Here is a 22,334-nt window from a genome sequence, read left to right on the forward strand (position 1 = left end):
CAAATAGCAAAGCGTTTAAAGACATTTCCTGATTTGGATCAAACAATGAATGTAAGCCATACAACGATTTATTCAACGATACGCGCATTACCAAAGGGTGAGTTGAAAAAAGACTTATTATCCTGTCTGCGTCATGAAAATAAAAAGCGAAAAGCTAACGGTGAACCTAAAAAAGATTCTATATTACAGGATATTAAAACTATTCATGAGCGCCCAGCCGAAGTTCAAGAAAGAAAAATACCGGGTCATTGGGAAGCTGATTTAATTAAAGGTAAAGACAATAAAAGTTCGATAGCAACACTTATTGAACGAAATACACGGCTCTGTATCTTGGCAACATTACCTGATGCAAAGGCAGAATCAGTGCGCAAGGCTTTAACTGAAGCTCTGAAATATTTACCTGCAGAACTGCGTAAAACGTTGACCTATGACCGTGGACGCGAGATGGCAGAACATAAAATACTTGAAGAAGATTTAGGCATAGATGTATATTTCTGTGACCCACATTCACCCTGGCAAAAAGGCACATGCGAAAATATGAATGGTTTAATTAGGCAATATTTACCTAAAGGGATTGATTTAAATCAGGCAGATCAGCATTATTTAAATCAAGTTGCCATGTCACTGAATACTCGTCCTAGAAAAGCGTTAGATTGGCTTACACCATTAGAGAAATTTGCTCAGCTTGTTGATTATCATAAGACTTTTCAAACTGTCGCACCTCATGTTTGAATTCGCCAGGTGTTATCTAAAATTTCAATTTTAGCAGTAGTATTTCTAGCTTCTATATACCCAACTCCATTAGTAAAATATGGAGATGGAAAAACACCTAACTCTACATTCTGAGCAAAAATCTCTCCAGTTCCAATAAATTGTGTAGCTTGTAATATTTTACCCGTAAATTTCAATTTACGAATATTAGAAAAGAATTTTCTATAGAGCCATACTCTTACTCTAGTATAGCGATACATAAACTTCATGAGATCACCTTAGTTCAAACTAAATATTATCTTTTAAATAATTATAAAAAGAGTTCTGGGGCGAATTAGCAATATATGTCATTTTATGAATATTAATTAGGCTAAGAATTTTATTAAATTCAGTCTGATCATAAAAATTATTGGCTTTAGATTGTAATAAATGGGGTAAAGTATCATCTACAATAATAGATTGTTGATCTGAAAAATATTTATTGATTAAAACATCAAATAAAATTTGGAAGAAAAAGTAATGAGGAATATTATTTTGCGTTTTCCAAAAATTCAACAATAGATCTAAACATGTGTGTATAACAATATTTCCTTTTTTACCAACAATAAAACTATTTAGAACATTAATACGGTGATTACTATCCCAACCAAAGTAATCAGAATTATACTCAGACCAATAACGTTTGTTTTTAGCTTCTGATGATCTTTGAAACATAAAAAAATCAGAATTAGCAATATTTTCTTTAATTGGAGACGTTAACATAATAGTTGCATCTAACCAAGTACCCCCATAAACATCAAGTAATGCTAATCGAATTAAATCCGCAAAAAAAGCATGTTTAAATTCAGGGTTCTGTTTCTTTAAATATACAAAGTCAGGCAAATCCAAATAATCATTTATATTACTATCATCCAATCGGATAATTTTATAATCAGCACAGTATTTATCTACTGATGTAAAGCATAAATTAACAATTTCAGGTAACTGACCATGATTAACGCCTTGCGCCCAGTACTGCCAAATTATTTTTTGATCTAAAAATGTCTTCTTTGGTTTCAGTTGAAAATGTTCAATTTTATTATCTTGATATAGATAAATCATTTTCTCCCAAGCATCAGCCACTGATGCTTGTTTAGATCGGTCTGCTATCAGATTATATTTCTTTCTTAATTTTTTGGGGATGAATCCAAAGTACAAAATTCGCCAAGGCTTTTTATGCAGCTTATAAATTAAACGAACAAAATCAGTTTCATAAGAGAAGAGATTTGATAAATTGTTTGAATCTAACTTTGTAGAATTTTGATTGTTTTGTATTTGCATTTTCCCATTCTACCTGACTAATTTTATGCTCACTCTCACCACGTAAATATGCATGTCCACCAAATCGATAATGTGATTTGTCTAGGAATACTACTTTTGATGTTTTTTTCCAGTATTCATACTCACCACGACTAAAAAGAGGTGGTAAAATTTTTACATCATCACGGTTTAATGCATATTTATTTAAATGGCTTTCATCATGCCATATCGCAATAACGTCTTTCTCTAAATCAGATTTTATATTCTGATTTAATTTTTCACACATTTCCAAGTATGCTGATGTGTCTCCCCCATTAATCCCACCCATAAAATAATATTGACCTTGACCATTTGGAATATAGGCTGAAGATTCAGGATTTCTATCATATGTAAATTTACGTTTGGATAAATGAAACATATGTGGCTGATGAGCAAATACTAACTTTTGATCTTCTCTTAATGGTAGTAGATCATCTGAAGTGATTTCAGATACTATTTCAGAATTTCCATTAAAGAAAAATATATAATCAAATGCTTCTAGCTGATCCTTAATCGATAAAAAAATATCAAAGCGCATTAATGTATCAAAAGGCCATCCTAATTTATTTTGCTGTATACAAGTAACATTACCCCTACTTTTCCCAGCAATATCCTCTGAATTATCTGTAAAAACAAAATAATGCTTTAAACAGTTATTTAATAAATGTTTCTCAGCAGATTCATAGAAATATTTCCAAAAAACAGTGTAGCGTCCAGTTGCGATGTATAAGACGGCTACAGTTTTTTGATTAATATCACTCATAATTATATTTCTCATTATTTAAACTTAATAGTTTTATAAGCAATAATGCTAAATAATTGCATATATATCCGATAAATTTCTAATTTTATTTTAGACCAGCCTTTCTTTTTATTATTTTTCATTCTTTGTTGACGCTCATTATATAGATCACTAACCAAAGATGTTTTACTCTTTTCAGGGTATAAAATCATTTCCTGAATACATAGCGCTGGATTCATTTGATAAATATTATTTTTTTTATTTAAAACATACTGATTAAACATCAATTGATCTAAAGGTATTAATTCAATAGATTGAATGTATTCTAAATATTCTTTTGCACCTTTTATAGAAAGTATATAACCAGCCGTACCTAAATTACAGCTTTTTAATTTAGATATAGACCGATTCCCTTTTTCCAACTGGACATATGGTTTCCCAATCAAAACACGCTCATTAAATGCTTCAATCTTTATTACATTCCAATCTGGATCAATCCAGTCATGACTATTCAAATAAAAATTTGCATCATCACCTAAATAGATATCATCTTCAAAAATTGCCATATAACTAATATTTTCATCGAGCATTTTTTGCCAAAGCGCAACGTGGCTCATAAAACATGCTAATTCAGTTTTCGCTAAAAATTTTTCATTTACATTTAATTTTAATTTATCAGCCATGGTTGCCGCTAAATCTGGCGTTAATGCGTTAAAAAATTGATATTCAACTTGATGATGACTAAATTGATTTTCAATATGCTGTCTTCGATCTGAGGCTGTTTTTAAACTTATGACATAATTTTTCATCGTAAAATAACCTAACAAATCTCCAGCATTATTGTAGATGCAGTGTATTCAATATTATTTGAGTATACAATGAATTCGTCCTACAATCACAAATATCTACAATCATATTGGCTATGAACTGTTCTGGAGAATGATCATTGAAAGCACAAGATATTACACTTTGCCTTACTATTGGCCGACGCCCAGAACTATTACGTCAAACTCTAGAAAGCCTATTCAACCAGATTAGTTTTGAACATATTATTGCAATCAATGATTTTCGTGATGAGGAAACCAATCAAGTTTTTCGAGAACTATGTCCTACAGGAATACTGATTAACCTTTCAGAACAAGTTGGACATCACAAAGCCGTGGATTTAATGTATGCTCAAGTTAAGACGAACTACATTTTTCATTGTGAAGATGATTGGCTGTTTGATCAACCTATTGAAATTGAAGAATATATAAATATTTTAAAAGATGACTCTTCAGCAACCTCTATTGTATTAAGAAAGTTATCTGACTTTTCTTTTACAGAAGAAGAATTTAATAAGATCCAATTTATTCAAAATAGTAATATAACTACTGCAAAACTTACCAAACTCCATGATCAATGGCACGGTTTCACTTTTAACCCCCATATTTCACCGATTACTATGTGGAAAGCAACACAAGGATTTCAGAACTTTAAAAAAGAACGACATATTTCACGTTGGTTCCGAAAAAGAAACCAATATAATCTTTTCTTAAAAAGTGGTGTGTGTCACCATATTGGCTGGGAAAATAGCTTAGCTAATCCACCTAAAATAACCTGGTGGCAAAAAACTAAAGCAAAAATTTTTGGTTAATCAAATCGATTAGGTTGAACCTTAATTTCTCTTTTAACAGCACCTTTACACATAAATAAAAGGTAATAATAGCCCAAAATAATTTGAGCTATTATTCTTCTATATTTAAATTGAATTTTTTCTATTATAGATAATTCAAAAGAAACTGTATTTTTAACTTGACCGATAATTGAATGCATATCGTCCATCGGCTTGACGCCATACATTTCACATTTATCGCTCTGAAGTAAAACTGCTGGCTCAATTTGATAAGCTTCTAATGATCTACAACTATAAATAAACTCATCAGCTAAACCAATTGCTCTCTTTTCCATGAAATCTAGAAGTTTTTTTGCACCACTTGGGTACAGAATATATCCCCCTGTTCCACTTCTATCTTGATATAAACTAAATAATCGAAAATGATTATCAGTTAAATCAAATGTAGCAGATTTTGCAATTAACTTTCTACGTCCATGCACCTCTAAATTTATAAAATCGATATTTTCTAAATTAGTTACCGCCTTAATAATTTGTTTAAATTCTCGTACTAAAACAGCATCATCCTCTAAAACAACACAAGGTTCATTTAATGTAACAACGTACTCCCATGCTTTTTTGTGACTCAAAAAACAAGCTAACTCAGATTGTTTCATTGGTCTTTGACCATTGAAGGCTAATTTTTGATAATCACCTTTGCTAAAATCAGCAATTGAAACTGCAGGTAAACGCTCAAATACAACTTTTAATTTATCAAATTGTTCATTTTGCTGCTGTAAACGATCTTTGGAACTATCTAAATTGATCATTAAAACTTTCATTTTTAATACCCTAATTCATTTATCTAAAAGTTTTTTACATGCATTCCATTTATTCATCCACATCCGTTTCTGGCGAGGAAAAAAACGATCTGCACGTAAACTCTTTTGCTGATTTATTAAGGTTCCAGCATCAATATCACTCTCCGAACCATTTTGGAGTACTAATGCAGGGTAAACTGATAAGCCTTTACCATTTTTACTTAGCCATGCTTGTAACTCTACATCAATGGGCATAAAAATAGGCTGATCATTAATCTTTTCTAAAAAATCCTGTGCACCTTTTCTTGACCAAATTAATCCTATAGCTAATATTGGAAAATAATAAGCATTTAATAGCTCATAGTTACCGAATTCAGCAATTTTAGATGTTAGTTTTTTCTTTTTTGCACCTAGGTTAATAACATTCCAATCTGTATATTTATTATTTTCCAGCCATTTTATAATTTCTATAACTTTTTGATTAAAATCCTCATTTAATCTTAAATCATCTTCTAAAATGACACCATAATCTGAACCAGACAATAAAAAAGTTTCAACTGCTTTTTTATGACTTAAATAGCAACCTATTTCAGCACCTATTAAATCTCTTCCAGTAAAAATATGAGATCTTTTACTATCATAATTTGAATATGAGGAAAGTTCGAGTTTACGTCCATCAATAGCGGAAATACGAGTATAGTTAATTTTTTGTTTACTCAATTCTGTATCTGCTTTATTTAAACGTTCTACACTTGAATCCAAATTAATTAAATAAAAAGAAATTTTCACGATTTGACCTAATATATTAATAAATGTACAGATTATCTAATTACTGCCAAGCATCTTTAATCCAATCAGAAGGCAATACATAACGATACCATTTACCACCACCACCATTTACTGCATCGGGTGGATTAATTTCGCCATGGAAAATAATAATTTTTGCACCTTTCGGTTTTACAGGAGGCTTCACATATGCTAATGGAATCTTTTGTAGACAATGATATTTATAACTTTTACACCAATCTTCGTTCCAATAACTCAAAGTTCCATGTGCATCAACGAACCATGATAAATAAGCTTGCTCATTACGAAATTTTTGACGGATTTCATCAAAGTTTTCACGGAAATAAGGCAAGATTTCAGGAAATCCGCCTAATTTAAACCGATAAACAGAACTGTTGCCCGTGATACGCCAAGGTCTTTTCCAATCGTGGATAATTAAAAACTCACCTTTCTCCTGAAAAAAGCAGTCAATATTATCCACAATCACAACATCAAGATCTAAGAATAAAGCATTGCCTTTTAGACCATATAAATCTGGCTCGAAAGTAGAAAGTTTGTTCCAACCACGTTCAGGACTACCTTCTGGTAGATCTAATGGAGGGATTGGAAAGCATTGTACATTCGGATCAATACCTTCTGTACGATCCGTCAAACAAACCATTTTAAAGGGTAAAGTCAGATGACGTTTGACCATGTTATACAGACGATTAACATATTCTGGACCGTACTTCGTTCCCCATTTCATGCACAAAATAATATTGTCTTCATGAGTTGCTGAATCTTGTTGAATGTCTGCCATCTGATAACCTTAATGCCTTAGATATTATTTTCGCGTTGCGATTTTCGTACCAAGCGTTTTAAAACAATATGCACTGAATATTAGGCTATCTTAGCATAGGCGTTATCAAAAAAATTATTATTAATTCATCAAACTAGGAGGATTGTTTATAGTTTTGTTTAATCATTTAAGCGCTAATTTATCCCAAATAAATCTCGTGTATATATTTTTTCCATCACGTCACTAAACATCGGCACCATACGATTGACAATAATCAAATCAGAGATTGCTTTAAATTTTTGTAGACTCGACATTAAAGGATGACCAAGGTACGCTTTCACACCCAATGTGGGTTCATAGATCACGATTTGGATTCCTGCATCCGCCAAACCACTCAGCACATCATGTACAGCTGACTCTCTAAAATTATCTGAGTCGGCTTTCATGGTTAATCGATAAATACCAACACAAGTGACATTTCGACTCAGTATATCTTCAATAATCGCTTGCTTACGAGTCTGGTTAGAGCGAATGATCGCTGAAATCAGTTCTTGAGGAGTATCATCATAATTAGCTAAAAGCTGTTTGGTATCTTTAGGCAAACAATACCCTCCATAACCAAAGGATGGATTGTTATAGTGATCACCGATGCGTTGATCTAATCCCACCCCTTTAATTATATCTAAAGCACTCAGTTTGTTTTTTAAACAATAGGTATCCAACTCATTAAAAAAAGCAACTCGCATCGCTAAATAAGTATTTGAAAACAGCTTAATTGCTTCTGCTTCCGTTGAGTCAACACATAACAATACCGCATCTTTTTTTATGGTTGCTTTCAAATAAAGCTTGGCAATTTTCTCAGCTCGCTTTGACTTTTCCCCCACAATAATCCGTGACGGGTATAAATTATCTTGTAAAGCTTGCCCCTCTCTTAGAAATTCAGGAGAAAAAATAAGATTATTTAACGCAAGTTTTTTAGAAAGTTCCTTGGTATAGCCAACTGGAACTGTAGATTTGATCAACATCAACGCTTTAGGATTTATTTTTTGAATACTATGAATAACAGTTTCAATGCTCGAGGTATCAAAATAATTTGTTTCAGGATTGTAGTTGGTGGGTGTTGCGATAATAATCAATTTAGCCTGTTGATAAGCCAGTTCTTGGTCACAAGTCGCTTCAATATTAGACTCAGATAAATAGTTTTGAATACAGGTATCACTGATCGGGGATACGCGCTGATTGATGTTCTTTATGCGTGTTTTATCAATATCTAATATCATCACATCATGTTGTTTTGAAAATAACAAAGCATTGGATAAGCCGACATAACCTGCACCTACGACAGTAATTTTCATTGCTTCTCTATTGTTTTTAATTACACTTAAAGTTCACCGTAATCAAGTTCAATGAAAGATTGATGATGATTTGGTTGCAATCTATTGACAGCTCAGAAATAAAAAAGCGAAGCCTGAGCTTCGCTTAATTGATCTGGTTTGATCTTATTTTACATAAGTCAACCAATGTGCATATTTATCGTTACGACCTTGTACTGCATCAAAGAAGGTTTTTTGAATAACAGTCGTAATCGGACCACGTGAACCACAACCGATTTCACGGTCATCATATTCACGAATTGGCGTTACTTCTGCAGCAGTACCGGTAAAGAATGCTTCATCAGCGATGTAAAACTCATCACGTGTGATACGACGCTCAACCACTTCATAACCAAGGTCTTTGGCAATGGTAATTACGGTTTGACGGGTAATCCCTTCTAACGCACCGCCTGCCAAGTCAGGTGTATGCAAAACACCATCTTTGATCAAGAATACGTTTTCGCCTGCACCTTGACAAACAAAGCCTTGAGGATCAAGTAACATTGCTTCGTCATAACCTGAACGTGCAACTTCTTGGTGTGCCAAAATCGATACGGTATAGTTACCACATGCTTTTGCTTTACACATCGTCACGTTTGGATGGTGGTGCGTAAATGATGACGTTTTGACACGAATACCATGTGCCATCGCTTCTTCACCAAGGTATGCACCCCATGACCAAGCTGCTACAGCAGCATGGATGGTATTGTCTGTTGCAGCAATTCCTAGTTTCTCAGAGCCAATCCAAATGAGAGGACGCAAATAAGCTGAAACCAATTTATTTTCACGCACGACATCAATCTGTGCCTGCTCTAAAGTCGCTTGATCAAATGGCACATTCATTTGATAAATTTTTGCTGAATTCAATAAGCGCTTAGTGTGGTCTTGCAAACGGAAGATTGCTGTACCATTTGGGGTTTCATAAGCACGGACGCCTTCAAAAACACCCATACTGTAATGTAATGTGTGTGTTAAGACGTGAATTTTTGCATCACGCCAATCAACTAATTTTCCATCTTGCCAAATAAAACCATCACGATCAGCCAAATTCATGGCACATACTCCAAATTTTTACACAATCATTCACTTTCCAATGCTATTGCAGTTGGATCAATTAACCTTTGCCATAACTTGCAAACGATCTCTCGGGTATCGTGCCAATCCGCAGCATTGACTTGCATAGATTGATTTGCAAGCGCTAAACGGTGGCTCTCAGCTCGTTCACGGAGATAAGCATGGATGAGTGCTGTGGCATCTTCACTGGATAAGCAGCCTGCTCGAGCAGCATCTTCAAGAATTCTTACGTTATCAGAATAATGGGCAAGATCTGGATTCGTCCCGCCCCATGCAAGCACTGCATACTGTGCCATAAATTCGATGTCAACGATACCACCTGCATCCTGTTTTAAATGAAAAATGCCATGTTTTTTTTGTTCAGAAGACGATCCCAAATGGTCTTTCATTTTTTGACGCATTTTCAATACTTCTTCACGCACAACATTTTCATCTCGTTTTTGAGTCAAAATCTGACAACGAATTTGCTCAAATAGCTGACACAAATTGAAATCACCCGCAATCGAACGGGCGCGCACTAAAGCTTGATGTTCCCAAAGCCACGCACTTTTTTGTTGATATTGCTCATACGCTTTTAAGCTAGTGACTAACATCCCCGCCTCACCCGATGGACGTAAACGGGTATCAATTTCATAAACACGCCCATCTAAGGTTTGTGTCGTCATTAAAGACATAAACTTTTGTGCCACACGAATTGCAAACTCAGCCCCGCTAATGCCTTTACGACCATCAGTTTCACTATGTTCTTCGAAGGCATGGATAAAAACCAGATCTAAGTCTGAACCATAACCCAATTCAATTCCACCAAGCTTGCCGTATCCAATCACAGCAAAACCTTTATTATCCAAACTACAACGCTGACCATTATTGCCTAAAGGATAACCATGTCGCTCAGCAACCGCTTCATAAGCTAAATTAAGCGTCGCTTGGACGCTAACTTCAGCAATATCCGTCAATGCATCTGACACTTTCATTAATGGACTTTCAGCTAAAACATCGCTTGCAGCAACAGTTAATACATTGCTCTTCTTAAATAGACGTAAAACGCGCATTTGATCTTCAACTTGATCAATTTCGATACGTAATAATTGTTGACGTAGTGAATCTTCTAAGTCTTTGCGTTGTGGCAAGCCAAAATCCATAGAAAGGAATTCATCTAACAGGACTGGATATTGTGCTAACTCTTCACAAATCCATGGACTAACCGTCGCCATCTTAACTAATCGTTGTAAAGCACCACGACTTTCCATCAACATCACCAAATACACGGTACGGCGCAGCACTGACTCCACCAAGGGCATCAAACGTAACAAAGCGACTTGTGGTTGCGGTGACTGTAAGATTGCCTCGATCAAATGTGGCCAAAATTTCTTTAATCGCTCCAAAGCGCTGGCTGGGATTTTGCGTAGTGCTTGCCCATGCCAGAAGTTCTGAATCAGGTTTGTGGCATCATCATCCAGTACAGTACTGAGGCGCTGTTCCAACTGTGAAAAATCATCAATCGGTGCAGAAAACTCCTGTTCCTGAATCAGTTGCTTGAACTGAACTTTCACCTTGTCACGCTTCTGGTTCAACACATCAACAAAGGCTTGCCAATCTGCAAAGCCCAAAGTCTCAATCATGCGCTGCCTTAACTCAGGTTCATTGGGCAGGGACTGGGTTTGCTGGTCATTCAGTGCCTGAATGGCATGTTCAACCCGCCTTAAAAACAGGTAGGCATCCTCAAGGTCAATCACTGCTTGCTGATCCAGTAATTCAGCCTCACCGAGATAGTGCAGATTGACCAGACATTGACGGTGCTGCAACTCACGTTTCGAGCCACCATAAATGAGTTGAAACACTTGAACGATAAATTCAATTTCACGAATGCCGCCAGCACCAAGCTTAATGTCATCCTCAATATTACGGCGCATCACCTCACGTTCAATCATCGCTTTCATTTCACGCATCGCAGCGAAAGCAGAATAATCGACATAACGGCGAAACACAAATGGACGCGCCATTTCCATCAGTTCAGCGCCTGCTTTGCCCCCTGTAATCACCCGTGCCTTGATCCAAGCATAGCGTTCCCATTCACGCCCATGCTGACTTAAATATTTTTCTAACCCGCTGTGGCTAATCGCCAAGGCTGAACCATCGCCCCACGGACGTAAGCGCATATCGACACGGAATACAAAACCATCTGCAGTAATATGATCAAGCAGATAAATCAGCTTCTGCCCCCATAGAATGCAGAACTGCTGTACATCAATACATTTACGTCCATTGGTTTCGCCTTGTTCATCGAAGGCAAAAATGAGATCAATATCGCTAGAAAGGTTAAGTTCTTGTGCACCAAGTTTCCCCATTCCAATCACGATCAAATCTTGTAAATGACCTGAATAACCAATCGGTTCGCCATGTTTGGCTAAGAGCGGTGGCAATGCAAAAGCTTTTGCAGCACAAATACAGGCATCGGCAAAATCAGAAAGTTCACGTGTGAGCGTCACCACATTAGTAAGTTGATTAGCATCTTGCCAAATCCAGCGAAACATCAACTTTGCACGCAAGACTCGTAATGCTTTCATCCAAGCGTACTCATCTGTTACATCGGCAACAGCTTGTTGAACTTTTTCATGAATACTTTCAGTAGAAAGTGATTGGAGAAATTGATCTTTGCAATAATCTTGTTCTAATTGTGTTTGATATAAATTTAAAACTTGTTCAGCATATTGACTGGCAACTAAAGTTTTCTGTAGCTGTTCCGCATTCATATAAAAAGGCTCGGCTAATCTCGTATCATCTAGGATTAGTTATATCAGTTACACGCTTATCTTTAAAATCTCTTTAGGCTAATTTCGCTTTAGATTTATACTGTTCTACAGATAAATCTATTTGTTCGTTTGCAGCAGGCAATACAACTTTAAAGATTGTGCCCTCACCCTCATTCGAGCTAACACTAATTTCACCATGATTTAGATCAACGAACCGTTTGCACAATGTTAACCCTAGACCCGCCCCTTTTTCACCCGCAGTACCTTTAAAACTGACCGTGATTCTCGGCTGAAATAGCGTTTTAATCTGCTCAAGGGTCATCCCTAAGCCAGTATCTTTAATATAAATTTCAACAAAGTTACCTTGAGTTTGAGCTTGAATGAAGACTTTGCCAGAACCATCAATATCAGTAAATTTCAGCGCATTGGATACTAAATTCTGAATCACGGAAGTGATCATATTCATATCAGCATAAACTTTAAGATTTTCATCCACCTCATTAATCAACTGGATATTTTTCTTGATCGCCAGTGTTTTTAAGACATCCGTAACAATATTGGTAATCTGTCGTAGCTTAAAATTAATCGGGTGGTAAACAAAGCGCCCGCCTTCAGCCATCGACCAATTTAATAAACTTTCCAACAAGTTATAGGTCGACTGAGAAGTATCGTAAAGATAGTCCGCGATATTCTGAATGCTAGATTCATCTAAAGTGTCACGCTCTTTTGCCAATATTTCAGAGAAACCTAATAGACCATGAAAGGGTGCTCGTAGATCATGAGATATAATCGAAAAGAATTTAGTTTTACTAAAGTTTAATGCGGCTTCTTGCTCGTATAATTCTTTCAGTTGGTCATGATTGACCTTTAACTCCAGTTTCTGCATAAAACTCATACAGTGCTCTTGAAGTAATTGTTTTTGTAGTTCGCTGAAATCTTGTGCAACATCATCAAATAAAACCAGATATCCTAATGAAGTTTGATCTGGATGCCTTAAGTGTATTGCAATTGCAGTTTGTATTTTACGTTTAAATGGCGCTAGAAAGGCCAATAAGCTCTGATATTGAGGGTGTTGTTGATCGATCAAATCACCATTTACAAATAGTGTATTTAGACTTTTACTAATTTTTGAAATATCAACTACGTGTAACTTTTCTGCGCAACAATGCCAAAGGTAGGGTTCTTGATGGAATGCGAGCAAAGCAGTATCGGCTTGCATCAATTTACGGTCGAACTGTAAAAATTGTTCAAGTAAATTTTGCTCAGAATTCAAACCCAAAGAAAGCGAAATTTTACAAGCACTTAACTTATCGGCTTGCTGTAATTCTAATAGTTGAATAGCCATGCCCGCCTCTCGTGTATTATCGTTATACGGTTATTTACAAATCACTAAGAAAAATGTCAAAACCATCACCCACTATTAACAAAATTTAACATAAAAGGCAATTCATTCTTAAACCAATTCGCAACAAAACGTGAACTTTCATGAAATTTAAACTTAAATTAATTCCGTAGGGAATCTAATTTTTGGAAATTTGTTGAACTCTCAAATCATCATATATCTCAATCAATGCATCCACACTCAGAAATAATATTCCTGAAATAAAAGCAACCAAGATTCCCATAATAAGTGTGGCTACATTTCATATTAAAAGGAGCCAAGAATCAACATTAAACGCTTTAGAAACAATTATGATGTAAAATATTTAAATAATTCAAAATTATAAATGCTTTCAATATGAAGTCTAAGATTCAATTCTTTGTTCACCTTTGTTCTTGGAACATAATTTTTAATTAAAAATTATAAGCATTAAAAAACCCCAAGCCTTTAATACCAGCTTGGGGTCTTTGAATCTTGGTCCCGAGGGTCGGACTCGAACCGACACGTCATCTCTGACAGCGGATTTTGAGTCCGCCGCGTCTACCAATTTCACCACCTCGGGAAGAGTGCGATGCTTTGTGTTGCGTATCATAACCTGTTTGATTTTATTGTCAAACACTAACTACCGCTTATTGCTCACTTTTAAATCACTCAGATATTTTTCTGCTTATAAACACGTGAACTCAGCGAGAAAACACAAAAAAGACTATACTACACCCAATTTTTTGCAATGTTTTAGATGTATGCAACTCTCCGACTTTTCGTTTGATCTTCCTGATGAACTTATTGCTCGCTACCCACTAGATAGCCGTAGCGCATCTCGCCTACTCCATATCGATGCTCAAGGTCAGTATCACGATCATGTTTTCACCGATATTCTTGATTTACTTGAAGAAGGTGATTTGCTGGTACTGAATGATACTAAAGTCATGAAAGCACGCTTAAAAGGCAAACGTGCTACAGGTGGTGCAATCGAAGTTCTGGTTGAGCGCATGTTAGACACCCACACTGCACATTGCCATATCAAATCAAGCAATTCGCCTAAAGCAGGCGCAGAACTGTATATCGGTGAAGATGCCGTACCTGTCACCGTACAAGGCCGCCATGAAAATCTGTTTGTGGTGAAGTTTTCACAACCGATTTTGTCGGTGCTGGATCAATACGGTCAGCTCCCGATTCCACCTTATTTCAATCGTGAAGCGGAAGAAATTGATACCGAACGCTATCAAACCGTGTTCCACGATCCTGAAAAAATTGCCAGTGTTGCAGCACCGACAGCAAGCCTACATTTCGACCAAGGCTTATTAGAAAAATTAGCCGCTAAAGGCGTGCAAAAGACTTTTGTGACCTTACACGTAGGTGCAGGCACGTTTATGCCTGTACGTACCACCGATATCACCAATCATATTATGCACAGTGAGTGGTGTGATGTGCCGCAAGCCACAATTGATCTCATTTTAGAAACTAAAGCTCGTGGTAATAAAGTCATTGCTGTTGGAACGACTGCGACTCGTGCCTTAGAGAGTGCTGCGCAAGCTAATCAAGGTAAAATTGCGGCTTGGACAGGTGATACGCAAATCTTTATTTATCCAGGTTATCAATTCTGTATCGTAGATCGTTTGATTACTAATTTCCATTTACCAGAATCAACTTTGCTGATGCTAGTTTCTGCATTATCAAATCGAGACCACATTTTAGCGGCTTACCAACATGCTGTTGAACAACGCTATCGTTTCTTTAGCTATGGTGATGCTATGCTAGTGGATCAATTAAACACCTGATTTAAATAGAACGATGCCGATCGATACTGTAGAACAAGCCTTACATATAAGACGAAAAAAAAATGCGCAGGTTTTCCGCAATATTGCTCGGCTTTGGGATATAGGACAAAAATCACATAGTGATCAAGATTTGCTGGATGCTTTACATCCGTGGCGTGATGATCATAGCTTATGCTTTTTTAATGTATTGCCTTTTATTTTAGGCATTGTGAGCGTTTGCACATTAGTATTTGGCTATTTTTTTCATCCACATATTCAGTATATCTTTAGCCTTCTCGCTGCTTTTTTGACTGGCTTTTTAGCGTATTTGCTGTATGAGCCGAAAGAGCCACTCACACAGGTCATTACATATCTCGAACAACGCATGACCGTCTTACGTTATGGTCTGCAATTTCAACAGCTACCCGCTTATTTACCGATTCAAGCACAGCCATTATTGGTGATCAGTAGATTGAAACAATTTTTCCCATTATTTAATCGTGGCACTGAATCTAACGAAATCACCCAATATGCTTCAACTACATGGCATGATGGTACGACTGAACATCAAGTTTTATTGTTTCAATATCACTATGTCAGTGAACTCCCCATTTTTCAGGAAGAAAATAGCAATCAGAAAATTGCCAAAGAAATTCACAAAGATCTATGGGGCGCTTTTATTTTTCAAATGCCTGCTTCAGGAATAGCGGTCAGCAATAAACGTTCTCGTTTTTTTGAACCATATACAAGTTCATGGCAAAGCAGCGATATTTTAATTAACCAAGAGCTAAATATTTTTGGGGTCGATCAACATCAATTAGCAAAAGAAATTAGTCCCAGCCTCACCTTAAAGCTACATAATTTTTTTCAACATTTTACTGGTGATTTAATTTATCATCATGAAGAGCAAATTTTGTGTTACCTCGGCGAACAAAACCTTTTCCAAACCGCCAGTAAACGTAGTGAAATCCATGATATTTCAGCATTACGTGGACATTTACGTACCATGACCATGCCGCAATATCAAAAGTTTCAACAGCTCATGCTGAATTTAATTAGCTAATCATTTAGCCATAACAATAAGGGGAATGACGATGACTGGTTTACTGATTTTTTTGGGGATTTTTGTGGTGCTGATCGTATGGGGCGTTTCCATTCGCAACAACATCGTACGGTATTTTAATGCCACCAAACGGGCATGGTCAGAAGTTGCCAACTTTGAGCGTCAAAAAGTAAAGACTTTAGAAGCATTGGAAGCAACATTAGATCGATATACTCAGTTTGAAAAATCAACTTTGGAAAAAGTGACTGAATTACGCCAACAAATTCTGAATCTGAATGTCAATGATACCGATATTTCTCAATTACAACAGATTGAGAAAATGAGTAAGGAACTGATTCGTAGTCTCAATGTAGTGGTGGAAAACTATCCTGAACTGAAAGCTGATGCACTTTATAGCAAGATGATGGATGACATTCAGGAACAAAACGAGAATGTAGGTGCGGCAATCACGATATTCAACCGTAACGTAGAATTGTTTAATAACCAGATCGAGGTGTTCCCCAACAACCTGATCAATACCCTCACCTTATCCAAGAAAGCCATTCGCCCGTTTAAGGATAATCTTGCAACTGAAAATTTTGACTATAAACCAAATTTTTAAAATTTATTTTTACTTGAATACAAGTCAATCTAAGCTTTATCTTGATTGGCTTTTTTATTTTTTAACTTACGCTACATTTAGTAGTAGAACTACACGCCATAATCAAGGAAAATAGCCGCTTTTGATCAGCGAACTGTTTTTTCGCCTTGCGCTGCGCTCAAAGCAGTGCTTCGATCTTGCTCAGGATGTGTCATGAAATTTGAAAAATTAGGTCAGTCGGGACGTGCCCGTCGTGGTCGACTTACGTTAGAGCATGGTGTGGTTGAAACACCTGTATTTATGCCCGTGGGTACTTACGGTACAGTGAAAGGTATGTTACCTCGTGACATTGAAGAAATTCAGGCACAGATTATTTTAGGTAACACCTTCCATTTATATTTACGTCCAGGCTTGGAAGTGATTAAAGAGCATGGCGGTTTACACGAGTTTATCCAATGGGATAAACCAATTTTGACCGACTCAGGTGGTTTCCAAGTATTTAGCTTAGGCGCAATGCGCAAAATCAAAGAAGAAGGTGTAACTTTCCGTTCTCCTATTGACGGTTCAAAGGTGTTTTTGTCTCCAGAAATTTCAATGGAGATCCAACATGTACTCAATTCAGATATCGTGATGATCTTTGATGAATGTACCCCTTACCCTGCAACACATGAAGAAGCGCAAAAATCTCTGCAACTGTCTTTGCGTTGGGCTAAACGCTGTAAAACCCACCACCATGATGAGCTTAAGAATAAAAATGCCTTATTCGGTATTATTCAAGGCGGTATGTATGAAGACCTTCGTGATGAATCACTTAAAGGTTTATTAGAAGTTGGCTTTGACGGTTATGCAATTGGTGGCTTATCAGTTGGTGAACCCAAAGAAGAAATGATCAAGGTGCTTGATTATTTACCCAACAAAATGCCACAGGATAAACCACGTTATCTCATGGGTGTGGGTAAACCAGAAGACATCGTTGAGGCAGTTCGCCGTGGTGTCGATATGTTCGACTGCGTGATGCCAACCCGTAATGCACGTAATGGTCATTATTTTGTCACTGATGGTCTGGTAAGAATTCGTAATAGTAAATATCGTCATGATAAAGGACCTTTAGATCCACATTGTGATTGTTACACTTGTAAAAACTTCACCCGTGCCTATTTATATCATTTAGAGAAATGCGGAGAAATGTTGGCATCTATGCTCGGTACCATTCATAACTTGCGTTATTACCAAAGACTGACTCAAGGGATGCGTGATGCATTGGATAACGGCACATTTGACGAATATGTTCAGGACTTTTATGCACGTCGTGGTCTAGAAGTTCCCGCTTGTCCTGAAGACTAATGTGAATGAATTGCATCAAGATTTGCGCCTGACCGCAAGACAAGGTACATTGCAAAACGAATTGGAATTTTATTATTAATTTTTGACTTTTTAATTTTAGGAAATCGAAATGAGCTTTTTAATTTCTACTGCTCACGCTGCTCCAGCGGCTGCACAAGGCCCTAGCCTGATGGCAAACTTGTTGATGATTGCTGTATTTATCGGGATCTTTTATTTCTTGATTTGGAGACCTCAAGCAAAACGTGCTAAAGAGCATCGTTCTTTAATCGAAAGCTTAGGTGTGGGCAGTGAAATCGTATTTGCAGGCGGTTTGATGGGAAAAATCACCAAACTTGATGGTGACTTTGCAGTCGTTGAACTTAGCCGTGGTGTCGATGTAAAAATTCAACGTGCGAGTGTCATTTCAGTATTACCTGAAGGCACACTAAATAACCTTTAATCATAAGATAGTCGTGCCTCAGCACGACTTTTTCATTTAAGAAGAAAGCGAATGCGTTACCCTGCATGGAAATATTTACTGATCCTTGTGGTACTTGTGATCAGTACGTTATATGCACTTCCTAGTTTGTATCCAGATGAACCTGCTGTCCAAATTTCAGGCGCTAAAGCAGGCACAAAAATAGATCAAACCATTGTGCAAAAAGCGGAGCAGATTTTAAAAACTGCCAACATTAGCAGTCACGACAATAGCTTCACCAATAATGCGGCATTATTACGTTTAGACTCTTCAGAAGCACAGTTAAAAGCCAAAGAAGTGTTGCGCCGTGATTTAGGTGATGACTATGTGGTTGCACTCAACCTTGCACCAACAACACCAGAATGGTTGCGAAAGATTGGGGCTAAACCGATGAAACTCGGTTTGGACTTACGTGGCGGTGTACATTTCTTGCTTGAAGTCGACATGGATAAAGCGATTGGTCAGCGTATGGAAACATCTGCGACTGATTTGCGTCGTCAATTTCGTGACAACAAAATTAAATTTAATAACCTTGCTTTAAGTAATAACACCATTACGATCCAATTTGCTGACAATACAGATCGTGATGCCGCAGCAGATTTTTTACGTCGTAACAGTAATGAGTTTACTCAACAAGCCATTGCAACGACATCTGGCGCGACTCTAAAACTGAATTATACAGATACTCGTCGTCAAGAAATTCAGTCTTATGCAGTCAACCAAAACTTAACTACATTACGTAATCGTATTAACGAACTTGGTGTAGCAGAAGCATTGGTACAAACGCAAGGTAGTAACCGTATCGTGGTTGAGCTACCGGGTGTTCAAGATACTGCTGAAGCAAAACGTGTATTAGGTCGTACCGCGAACTTAGAATTCCGTTTAGTTGCTGACAGTAATGATCAATATATTGATCAATACACTGGCAAATATAATGGTCAACCACTTCCACCGGGTACTGAGGTTTTTGCTTATCAATCTCTGGACAGCGGTCGTCAACTTCTTTTACAACGTAATCGTATTTTGACCGGTGAACGCGTCCAGAACGCAACCTCTGGCTTTAGTCAGGATTCAGGTGGTGCAGAAGTCAACATTACGCTGGACTCCGCTGGTGGCAAGCTCATGGCAGATGCCACCCGTGGTGCTGTGGGTAAACGAATGGCAGTGCTGTTTATTGAAAATAAGCAAAAAATCAGCTATGTCACTGATCCTCAAACAGGGACCCAAACTGAAGTTCGTACTCCATATACCGAGTCTGTGGTGATCAATGCCGCAACCATTCAGGCCGTGTTGGGTTCCCAGTTCCGTATCACAGGGCTTGACTCTCCACAGGAAGCGGCTGAACTGGCGTTGATGCTTCGTGCAGGTGCCTTGGCTGCACCAATGTACTTCGTGGAAGAGCGTGTAGTCGGTCCTAGCCTGGGTCAGGAAAATATTGATAAGGGCGTGTTATCAGTCCAAATCGGCTTCCTGTTGGTTGCAATCTGGATGATCGTGTTCTTCCGTTTATTCGGTTTGATTGCCAACTTTGCATTGGTGTTCAACCTTGCCATGATTCTTACTGTAATGTCATGGATTGGCGCTTCCCTCACCTTACCAGGTATCGCGGGGATCGTCATTGGTATTGGTATGGCGGTTGATGCCAACGTACTGATCTGCGAACGTATCCGAGAAGAAATGCTTTGGGGCGCCTCCCCTAAACAAGCCATTATCGCGGGTTATGATCGGGCCTATAACACCATTTTTGACTCGAACTTAACCACTTTCATCGTGGCATTTATCTTGTTCGCAATTGGTACAGGCCCAATCAAAGGATTTGCGGTCACCTTGATGATCGGTATCGTATGTTCAATGTTTACTGCGATTACTGTGACCCGTGCTGTCGTCCAGCTCATTTATGGCAAACGCCGTAATTTGACTAAGTTGAGTATTTAAGGAGATTCACATGACTGATCTGACTCAACAAGAATCAAAACAATACGGTCGCCCAGATGATCTAAAAATCATTCCTTTCATGAAGATTGCTAAACCTGCTGCAATCTTCTCGATCTTGATTACCCTTGCGAGCATTTTCTTTATCGTCACAAAAGGGCTGAATCTCGGTTTGGACTTCACTGGAGGTATCTCTGCTGAACTCAACTACAAAGAAGCTGTTCAACCCGCTCAAGTCGCTCAAGCACTCGATAAAGCAGGCTTTAAAGACGCCGTTGTACAAACATTAGGAAGTAATAAAGACCTGATTGTACGTATGCCAGTGCAAGAAGATCTTAAAGTTGAAGATCTAAACGATACCATCACTAAAGCAGTCCAATTGCCAAATAACCAAGCAGAAGTTCATAAAGTTGACTCTGTTGGCGGTCAAGTAGGTAATGAGCTTTATATCCGCTCTGCAGGTGCGCTTGCACTTGCTTTGATCTTAATGCTGATCTACGTCACCATTCGTTTCGAGTTTAAACTTGCAATGGGTGCCGTAATCTCATTATTTCACGATATCGTAATTATCATCGGAACGTTTGCATTGTTCCAATGGCAATTTGATTTAACCGTGCTTGCAGCAATACTTGCGGTAATGGGTTTCTCACTCAACGATAACATCGTTGTATCGGATCGTATCCGTGAGAACTTCCGTAAAATTCGTGGAGCAACACCACGTGAAATTGTAGATATCGCATTAACAGAGACCTTGCGCCGTACGATCCATACCTCAATGACTCTATTACTTGTGGTTCTTGCCATGATGTTCTGGGGAGGTGATGGTTTACATTGGTTCTCAATTGCAATGTGTGTTGGTATTTTTATTGGTACGTACTCATCTATTTATATTGGTACAGCATTTGCTTTATGGCGTGGTTTAAATCGTCAAGATTTTATTGTCCAAGTTAAACCTGAATTTGATGAAGAAGAAATTCCTTAAATCTAAATCATCGTAAAATTCAAATCAAAAAAGCCAGCATAATGCTGGCTTTTTTGATTAAGATTAGAGCACGGGGTTGCATGTTCTTCATTTATCAATATTGAATAATTTGAATCTGCGGAAATTGAAAACCACGACAAGACTGCTCTGCACCCCATGCGATAGTCAGCACGATCTTCTGATTTAAAACAAAATTTTGATAAGCAAATGTTCCAATCAAAGGATGAGTACACATTCCACCATCATGTGATGGATGAACTTGTGTATTTAGACTATTTAAATCCAGTCTAATTCCAAAACCTGATGCTTTTAGAATTGCTTCCTTAGTCGTCCATACTCTGAGCCAATACTCTGGGTCTTGATCTTGTTGCAACCATGCTTGATATTCTTCAGGATGAAAGGCATGTTGAGCCAAAGCATCAAAACGAACTTTCCGATCCAACTCTTCCACATCAACACCAATCTCTTTCACACGCTCGCTTATCGCCAAAGCATAGTATTTTTGACTATGTGAATGATTAAATTCCAAGGTATGAGAGCTTAAAAATGGCTTACCGTATTCATGTTTTGAAAATTGTAGATCAGTCGTTAAACACTTTAATTTATTTGCCAGAAGGTGATCCCGATAGGCTTTAATCTGTTGTTTTTGATAATCATTAAACGATCTAAAATCTGAGAAATCCGCTTTATCTCGCTCAAGAAGTGAAGCCAAAGCTTGAATATGTATTTCAATTTTACGTATCACCATCAGCTTCACTCAACAAAACATCGTTCAATATAAACCTGATTGTATAAAAACTTAGAAGATTATAATCAAGCTTATTTCGTTTAATCACCTAACTTAAGACTTCATTCGCAAGTGCAT

21 protein-coding genes and 1 tRNA gene are annotated in these 22,334 nt (G+C 37.3%); 9 read left to right on the forward strand and 13 right to left on the reverse strand.

Features of this window, described 5'->3' with window-relative positions:
* Positions 1 to 732 (forward strand): IS30-like element ISAba125 family transposase (locus M5121_RS11245; RefSeq protein WP_050676750.1); only part of this gene is annotated, 732 nt, incomplete at its 5' end.
* On the opposite strand, the gene M5121_RS11250 is transcribed toward M5121_RS11245, so the two are convergent.
* From M5121_RS11250 to M5121_RS11265, 4 genes are read right to left on the reverse strand one after another with little or no spacing between them, the layout of a single operon-like run.
* The gene (locus M5121_RS11250) at positions 723 to 980 is read right to left on the reverse strand and encodes a hypothetical protein (protein ID WP_249571226.1); all 258 of its coding nucleotides are present in this window, start codon (positions 978 to 980) and stop codon (positions 723 to 725) included. The genes M5121_RS11245 and M5121_RS11250 overlap by 10 nt on opposite strands.
* Before the next feature lie 19 nt (positions 981 to 999).
* Entirely contained in the window at positions 1,000 to 2,031 is a 1,032-nt protein-coding gene (locus M5121_RS11255) for a capsular polysaccharide synthesis protein (RefSeq protein ID WP_249571227.1), read from the reverse strand.
* Positions 1,961 to 2,812 (reverse strand): family 6 glucosyltransferase, encoded by an 852-nt coding sequence (locus M5121_RS11260; RefSeq protein WP_249571228.1) that lies wholly within the window; start codon positions 2,810 to 2,812, stop codon positions 1,961 to 1,963. Before M5121_RS11260 ends, M5121_RS11255 begins: the two co-directional genes overlap by 71 nt.
* 14 nt (positions 2,813 to 2,826) lie before the next feature.
* Positions 2,827 to 3,600, reverse strand: a complete 774-nt coding sequence (locus M5121_RS11265; protein WP_249571229.1) for a glycosyltransferase family 25 protein — start codon at positions 3,598 to 3,600, stop codon at positions 2,827 to 2,829.
* A 137-nt stretch (positions 3,601 to 3,737) separates the two neighbouring features.
* Here M5121_RS11265 and M5121_RS11270 point away from each other — a divergent pair, with 137 nt between their 5' ends.
* Positions 3,738 to 4,427 carry a glycosyltransferase gene (locus M5121_RS11270; RefSeq protein WP_249571230.1) on the forward strand — a complete coding sequence of 230 codons (690 nt, stop codon included), beginning with the start codon at positions 3,738 to 3,740 and terminating at the stop codon, positions 4,425 to 4,427.
* Here the strand turns inward: M5121_RS11270 and M5121_RS11275 are convergent.
* The 8 genes from M5121_RS11275 to M5121_RS11310 all read right to left on the reverse strand — a co-directional run bounded on the left by M5121_RS11275 (position 4,424) and on the right by M5121_RS11310 (position 13,913).
* Positions 4,424 to 5,227: a glycosyltransferase family 25 protein gene (locus tag M5121_RS11275; RefSeq protein ID WP_249571231.1), complete on the reverse strand. Its 804-nt coding sequence runs from the start codon at positions 5,225 to 5,227 to the stop codon at positions 4,424 to 4,426. The genes M5121_RS11270 and M5121_RS11275 overlap by 4 nt on opposite strands.
* A gap of 15 nt (positions 5,228 to 5,242) precedes the next feature.
* A complete protein-coding gene (locus M5121_RS11280; protein WP_249571232.1) occupies positions 5,243 to 5,995 on the reverse strand; it encodes a glycosyltransferase family 25 protein in 753 nt (250 codons plus the stop codon).
* A 40-nt stretch (positions 5,996 to 6,035) separates the two neighbouring features.
* Positions 6,036 to 6,791, reverse strand: a complete 756-nt coding sequence (locus M5121_RS11285) for a glycosyltransferase (protein ID WP_249571233.1) — start codon at positions 6,789 to 6,791, stop codon at positions 6,036 to 6,038.
* 173 nt (positions 6,792 to 6,964) lie between these two features.
* On the reverse strand, positions 6,965 to 8,125 hold the full coding sequence (locus M5121_RS11290; protein WP_249571234.1) for a nucleotide sugar dehydrogenase: 1,161 nt from the start codon (positions 8,123 to 8,125) through the stop codon (positions 6,965 to 6,967).
* A 144-nt stretch (positions 8,126 to 8,269) separates the two neighbouring features.
* Positions 8,270 to 9,196: a branched-chain amino acid transaminase gene (locus M5121_RS11295; RefSeq protein ID WP_249571235.1), complete on the reverse strand. Its 927-nt coding sequence runs from the start codon at positions 9,194 to 9,196 to the stop codon at positions 8,270 to 8,272.
* A 26-nt stretch (positions 9,197 to 9,222) separates the two neighbouring features.
* Positions 9,223 to 11,970: a bifunctional [glutamate--ammonia ligase]-adenylyl-L-tyrosine phosphorylase/[glutamate--ammonia-ligase] adenylyltransferase gene (gene glnE / locus M5121_RS11300; protein WP_249571236.1), complete on the reverse strand. Its 2,748-nt coding sequence runs from the start codon at positions 11,968 to 11,970 to the stop codon at positions 9,223 to 9,225.
* A gap of 73 nt (positions 11,971 to 12,043) precedes the next feature.
* Positions 12,044 to 13,315 carry a sensor histidine kinase gene (locus M5121_RS11305; protein ID WP_249571237.1) on the reverse strand — a complete coding sequence of 424 codons (1,272 nt, stop codon included), beginning with the start codon at positions 13,313 to 13,315 and terminating at the stop codon, positions 12,044 to 12,046.
* A gap of 511 nt (positions 13,316 to 13,826) precedes the next feature.
* Positions 13,827 to 13,913: transfer RNA gene (locus M5121_RS11310), tRNA-Leu, on the reverse strand.
* A 181-nt stretch (positions 13,914 to 14,094) separates the two neighbouring features.
* On the opposite strand from M5121_RS11310, the gene queA reads away from it, so the two are divergent.
* From queA to secF, 7 genes are all read left to right on the forward strand, one after another.
* Entirely contained in the window at positions 14,095 to 15,132 is a 1,038-nt protein-coding gene (gene queA / locus M5121_RS11315; protein WP_050041401.1) for a tRNA preQ1(34) S-adenosylmethionine ribosyltransferase-isomerase QueA, read from the forward strand.
* A gap of 13 nt (positions 15,133 to 15,145) precedes the next feature.
* Complete coding sequence (locus M5121_RS11320; RefSeq protein ID WP_249571238.1) at positions 15,146 to 16,174, forward strand: hypothetical protein; 1,029 nt, start codon at positions 15,146 to 15,148, stop codon at positions 16,172 to 16,174.
* Positions 16,175 to 16,205: 31 nt separating this feature from the next.
* Positions 16,206 to 16,775: a LemA family protein gene (locus M5121_RS11325; protein ID WP_087535648.1), complete on the forward strand. Its 570-nt coding sequence runs from the start codon at positions 16,206 to 16,208 to the stop codon at positions 16,773 to 16,775.
* Positions 16,776 to 16,967: 192 nt separating this feature from the next.
* Complete coding sequence (tgt, locus tag M5121_RS11330) at positions 16,968 to 18,098, forward strand: tRNA guanosine(34) transglycosylase Tgt (protein WP_005162280.1); 1,131 nt, start codon at positions 16,968 to 16,970, stop codon at positions 18,096 to 18,098.
* A 109-nt stretch (positions 18,099 to 18,207) separates the two neighbouring features.
* Complete coding sequence (gene yajC / locus M5121_RS11335) at positions 18,208 to 18,537, forward strand: preprotein translocase subunit YajC (RefSeq protein ID WP_004664873.1); 330 nt, start codon at positions 18,208 to 18,210, stop codon at positions 18,535 to 18,537.
* 51 nt (positions 18,538 to 18,588) lie between these two features.
* On the forward strand, positions 18,589 to 20,490 hold the full coding sequence (gene secD / locus M5121_RS11340; RefSeq protein WP_249571239.1) for a protein translocase subunit SecD: 1,902 nt from the start codon (positions 18,589 to 18,591) through the stop codon (positions 20,488 to 20,490).
* 10 nt (positions 20,491 to 20,500) lie between these two features.
* Positions 20,501 to 21,469 carry a protein translocase subunit SecF gene (gene secF, locus M5121_RS11345; protein WP_249571240.1) on the forward strand — a complete coding sequence of 323 codons (969 nt, stop codon included), beginning with the start codon at positions 20,501 to 20,503 and terminating at the stop codon, positions 21,467 to 21,469.
* Positions 21,470 to 21,563: 94 nt separating this feature from the next.
* Here the strand turns inward: secF and M5121_RS11350 are convergent, their stop codons facing one another.
* Positions 21,564 to 22,217 carry a 4'-phosphopantetheinyl transferase family protein gene (locus M5121_RS11350; RefSeq protein ID WP_249571241.1) on the reverse strand — a complete coding sequence of 218 codons (654 nt, stop codon included), beginning with the start codon at positions 22,215 to 22,217 and terminating at the stop codon, positions 21,564 to 21,566.
* Between the last annotated feature and the right edge of the window lie 117 nt (positions 22,218 to 22,334).

The sequence above is a fragment of the Acinetobacter sp. ANC5681 genome (assembly GCF_023488045.1).
Taxonomy (GTDB): Bacteria; Pseudomonadota; Gammaproteobacteria; order Pseudomonadales; family Moraxellaceae; genus Acinetobacter.

Excerpts from the sequence above, each read along its gene's own strand:
- M5121_RS11250 (WP_249571226.1), bottom strand. The coding sequence starts at position 980 with ATGAAGTTTATGTATCGCTATACTAGAGTAAGAGTATGGCTCTATAGA.
- M5121_RS11255 (WP_249571227.1), bottom strand. The coding sequence starts at position 2,031 with ATGCAAATACAAAACAATCAAAATTCTACAAAGTTAGATTCAAACAAT.
- M5121_RS11260 (WP_249571228.1), bottom strand. The coding sequence starts at position 2,812 with ATGAGTGATATTAATCAAAAAACTGTAGCCGTCTTATACATCGCAACT.
- M5121_RS11265 (WP_249571229.1), bottom strand. The coding sequence starts at position 3,600 with ATGAAAAATTATGTCATAAGTTTAAAAACAGCCTCAGATCGAAGACAG.
- M5121_RS11275 (WP_249571231.1), bottom strand. The coding sequence starts at position 5,227 with ATGAAAGTTTTAATGATCAATTTAGATAGTTCCAAAGATCGTTTACAG.
- M5121_RS11285 (WP_249571233.1), bottom strand. The coding sequence starts at position 6,791 with ATGGCAGACATTCAACAAGATTCAGCAACTCATGAAGACAATATTATT.
- M5121_RS11290 (WP_249571234.1), bottom strand. The coding sequence starts at position 8,125 with ATGAAAATTACTGTCGTAGGTGCAGGTTATGTCGGCTTATCCAATGCT.
- M5121_RS11295 (WP_249571235.1), bottom strand. The coding sequence starts at position 9,196 with ATGAATTTGGCTGATCGTGATGGTTTTATTTGGCAAGATGGAAAATTA.
- glnE (WP_249571236.1), bottom strand. The coding sequence starts at position 11,970 with ATGAATGCGGAACAGCTACAGAAAACTTTAGTTGCCAGTCAATATGCT.
- M5121_RS11305 (WP_249571237.1), bottom strand. The coding sequence starts at position 13,315 with ATGGCTATTCAACTATTAGAATTACAGCAAGCCGATAAGTTAAGTGCT.
- queA (WP_050041401.1), top strand. The coding sequence starts at position 14,095 with ATGCAACTCTCCGACTTTTCGTTTGATCTTCCTGATGAACTTATTGCT.
- M5121_RS11320 (WP_249571238.1), top strand. The coding sequence starts at position 15,146 with ATGCCGATCGATACTGTAGAACAAGCCTTACATATAAGACGAAAAAAA.
- M5121_RS11325 (WP_087535648.1), top strand. The coding sequence starts at position 16,206 with ATGACTGGTTTACTGATTTTTTTGGGGATTTTTGTGGTGCTGATCGTA.
- tgt (WP_005162280.1), top strand. The coding sequence starts at position 16,968 with ATGAAATTTGAAAAATTAGGTCAGTCGGGACGTGCCCGTCGTGGTCGA.
- yajC (WP_004664873.1), top strand. The coding sequence starts at position 18,208 with ATGAGCTTTTTAATTTCTACTGCTCACGCTGCTCCAGCGGCTGCACAA.
- secD (WP_249571239.1), top strand. The coding sequence starts at position 18,589 with ATGCGTTACCCTGCATGGAAATATTTACTGATCCTTGTGGTACTTGTG.
- secF (WP_249571240.1), top strand. The coding sequence starts at position 20,501 with ATGACTGATCTGACTCAACAAGAATCAAAACAATACGGTCGCCCAGAT.
- M5121_RS11350 (WP_249571241.1), bottom strand. The coding sequence starts at position 22,217 with ATGGTGATACGTAAAATTGAAATACATATTCAAGCTTTGGCTTCACTT.